We start from the raw sequence: 4,097 nt of genomic DNA on the forward strand, positions 1-4,097 counted from the left end.
TCGGCGGCGGCGGACCTGTACCGATTTTTCATCGGTAGCCGAGGCAAGGCTTAGCCCTGGGGCAAAAAAAGAAATGTATACGTCATTCATATTGATTTTTATCCAATAAATTATCCCTCAGGATGACGTTATGCACTAAAAAAACTCGCAGTTTTAAATTCAGAAAAAGGGACATGCAAATTGCACATCCCTCTTGGTAATATCGACTCCAGACTCACGACTGAAGCCTCAGGACTAATACCTGTATGTATCTGCTTTAAAAGGACCTTCAACCGGTACGCCGATATAATCAGCCTGGTGTTGATCTAAAACATCTAATTCTACACCGATTTTTTCTAAGTGCAAACGGGCAACTTTTTCATCTAAATGTTTAGGCAAAGTATATACTTTGTTTTCGTAAGCTGCAGTGTTGGTCCAAAGCTCTAATTGCGCTAAAGTTTGGTTGGTAAAAGAGTTACTCATTACAAAACTTGGGTGACCGGTTGCACAACCTAAGTTTACCAAACGACCTTCAGCAAGAACGATGACGTCTTTACCATCAATGGTATATTTATCAACCTGAGGTTTAATTTCCACTTTGGTATCGCCATAAGCGCCATTTAACCAGGCCATATCGATTTCGTTATCGAAGTGACCAATGTTACAAACAATCGCTTTATCTTTTAATGCCCTGAAGTGTTGCTCACGAACGATGTCGCAGTTACCGGTTGTAGTCACTACAATATCAGCTTCTTTAACCGCATTAGCTAATTTTTTCACTTCGTAACCTTCCATTGCCGCCTGTAAAGCACAGATTGGGTCAATTTCAGTTACAATAACACGTACACCTTGTGAGCTTAACGACTCTGCAGAACCTTTACCCACATCCCCATAGCCACAAACTACGGCTACTTTACCAGCCATCATCACATCGGTAGCACGACGGATTGCATCAACCAATGATTCGCGGCAACCGTATTTGTTATCGAATTTAGATTTGGTAACCGAATCGTTCACGTTGATTGCAGGTAAATGCAAGGTTCCGTTTTTCATTCTTTCGTACAAACGGTGAACACCAGTCGTCGTTTCTTCTGATAAACCTTTAATACCTGCAATTAACTCAGGATATTTATCGAAAACCATATTGGTTAAATCACCACCATCATCCAAAATCATGTTTAATGGTTGTTGCTCCGGACCGAAGTGTAAAGTTTGCTCAATACACCAGTCGAATTCTTCTTCGTTTAAACCTTTCCAGGCATAAACCTGGATACCCGCAGCAGCAATTGCCGCAGCAGCATGATCTTGTGTAGAAAAAATATTGCAAGATGACCAGGTAACTTCAGCACCAAGGGCCACTAATGTTTCGATTAATACAGCCGTTTGGATGGTCATGTGCAGACAGCCTGCAATACGCGCACCTTTTAACGGTTGTGATGGGCCGAATTCTTTACGTAAACTCATTAAACCTGGCATTTCTGCTTCGGCTAATTCGATTTCTTTACGGCCCCATTCTGCCAGTGAAATGTCCTTAACTTTGTAAGGAACGTATGTAGTCTCTACTGATGACATAATTATTTGTTTTTAAATGTAATGCAAAGTTACGGCATCCCTTTGTGAAAGCCAAATAATAAAGGTTTGGTGAGTTGGAGGATTGTAAAATTATGATCTGACTCTTTATACCCAATTTGGAAAAATTATTGAGTTATTTGTTTTTTTTGGAAAGCAAGTCCAGTGGTTCTTAGGTGAGCTTCGGTCCTGCCATACACTGTAGCTCCGATGAAGAATCGGAGGCTGCCGTTTCTGTCAGGTTTAGATTGATGAGGTCTTGCGGCATGGACTCCCAAAGAAGTCAAGTTTGATTTGGCACGGTGCATACTAACTTGAATTCGTTTTAACAATCTCAACAAAATAAAACTTTGATATCCAGCAGATTATTTCTTAAATTATTATAACCAAATTAACCATTACGAAAAGCATAAAACATTTACTGGATACCAAACGGGCCATCATTATTTCCGTACCAGAAAATATTTCTGCCCTGGATGCCTTAAAGTAATCGATTAGCTTGCGGAAAGATTTCTCCCCCGCCTGTACGGGCAGGCACTACTGTTGAAGGTCGGTAAGCTTCAGTCGAAATGACGACTTTAGATAGCTTATTTCCGTCATTTCGAGCGAAGCGCAGCGGAGTCGAGAAATCTTTTAAGGCAGTTCTCCAAGATTTCTCCCCGCCTGTACGGGCAGGCACTACTGTTGAAAGGACGAATTATCTTAAGTAAATTAACCGTATAAAATCTGTGTAATCCTCTCATCTGTGTAATCAACCGCGAAGCGAAAAAAAGAAAGAATCAAACCCCAGATTACTTCCATCTCCACTCACCCGCAATACTCAAAGGTTCTTTTAAATTCTGAGATTCCAGGAAAGCCCTCAACTCTTCTTCGCCCTGAACACCTACCGGGATTTTCGGTGTATTGGCTAAAGCGTAAGTCAACATGGCACTATAACGCACCGTATTTTTAAGCTGTTGCTCATCAACCAGTTTAAAACTATCGCCATCTGAATGATAAAACGGTCCGGAATTGTTTGGAAGTTTACCGCCAAAACCACCGCCGGTAGGGATCCCCTCCAGCATAAATGGCTGGTGATCACTGTGCAAACCTGCACCTGCATTAAACATATTTTTGAAACCAGCATCTATTTTAACGATATCCGCTCCCCAGGCGTTAAACAAATCTTTCATTTCAGCTCTTGAGGTAGAAAAACCTTTCGGGTCGTTGGTCATATCATAATTCAACATAAACTTCACCTGGTTCAAGGTTTTGTCCTTTTTAGCCTGATTTATGTATGCTTTAGAGCCTAACAAACCTTGCTCCTCACCCATAAACAATACAAACTCTACCGTCCGTTTAGTCTTCAAATTCAATTTTTTAAATGTCCTGGCCATGTCCATAATTGCGAATGATCCGATTCCGTTGTCGATCGCACCGGTTGCCAGATCCCAGCTATCTAAATGTCCGCCGACAACAATTTTTTCTTTAGGCATTTCTGTTCCTTTAAAGGTGGCCACTACGTTTCTCGCTTTGATCAATCCTGAAAAATTCGTCATCGCGATATGCGCAAGCTGTTTCTGTACTTTAATATTCTCTTTCAAAGCCATTCCATCTTCTAAACCAATGCACACCGCAGGGATTGGGATCAATTTACCCGTTACCGAAGCCGTTCCGGTTAACAGCACACCATCTTTTACCGTATTGATAATGATTACCCCAATGGCGCCGTATTTGATAGCGATAGCAGTTTTTTCTGAGCGGTGTAGTGATTTCGTTCCTGTCGCAGAGCCGGGCAACACCCCCAGATAAATTAAAGCTATTTTACCTTTAAACTTTTCAGGATTAGCCTGATAATCTGCTTCCAGGCCATTACCTGCATCAACAATTTCACCGGTAACATCAGCGCTGACCGGCGAATGCGCCAGCGTAACCGCTTTCATTTTGGTGAGGCTGTTTTGATCTTTACCAATTTCGACAACAATTGTTTTTCTGGCCCAGCTTTCGACTTCAAAAGGCTGAAATTTTACTTCGCAACCATAAGATTTTAATAAATCGAAGGCATATTGCTCCGCCTTTGCCCCATTTGCTGATCCTGTTAAACGGTGACCGATCGTCTCTGTTTCATATTTTAGGGTTTGATAAGCTTTAGAGTTTTGCTGTACATCAGCATTGATCTTCGCAAAAACATCGCTAAATCTATCCTGTGCATTAGCAAATAAGGTGGTACAAAGTAGCGCGGTAGAAAAAAGGTATTTCATGAAGTTTAGTTTATATGCTGAAAGTACAAATTTTCAGTACAGATTGCCAGCTGTAACGTTTATTTTGCTTTGTTACTTTACCCTATGCTGTCATGCTGAGGGATAATTTATTTTATAAAAATCAATATAGATGACGTAACTAATTACTTATGCCATACAGCCCAGTCTTGCCTCGGCTTACAGCCGCCGAATGGCTCTTACTTTTTGGCATCAAAAAGTAACAAAAAATGCCGGCTGAAAATTTTTCTTTCAAAGCCAGTAATAGGGCTCGGTTAGTGGAATCCGAAAAATTTGTTAGGCCGGACTTAA

At 41.1% G+C, this 4,097-nt stretch carries 2 protein-coding genes; both read right to left on the bottom strand.

Annotation, left to right across the window (positions count from 1 at the left end; all coding sequences use genetic code 11):
• Positions 1-234: 234 nt before the first annotated feature.
• Positions 235-1,551, bottom strand: coding sequence for an adenosylhomocysteinase (gene ahcY, locus QZ738_RS05375; RefSeq protein WP_293785433.1), 1,317 nt, complete (start codon positions 1,549-1,551; stop codon positions 235-237).
• 788 nt (positions 1,552-2,339) lie between these two features.
• Entirely contained in the window at positions 2,340-3,788 is a 1,449-nt protein-coding gene (locus tag QZ738_RS05380; protein WP_293785435.1) for a M28 family peptidase, read from the bottom strand.
• Between the last annotated feature and the right edge of the window lie 309 nt (positions 3,789-4,097).

Origin of the sequence: uncultured Pedobacter sp. (assembly GCF_913776295.1) — a bacterium.
Lineage (GTDB): Bacteria > Bacteroidota > Bacteroidia > Sphingobacteriales > Sphingobacteriaceae > Pedobacter.

Coding starts and splice junctions, on each gene's coding strand:
- ahcY (WP_293785433.1), bottom strand. CDS start 1,551: ATGTCATCAGTAGAGACTACATACGTTCCTTACAAAGTTAAGGACATT.
- QZ738_RS05380 (WP_293785435.1), bottom strand. CDS start 3,788: ATGAAATACCTTTTTTCTACCGCGCTACTTTGTACCACCTTATTTGCT.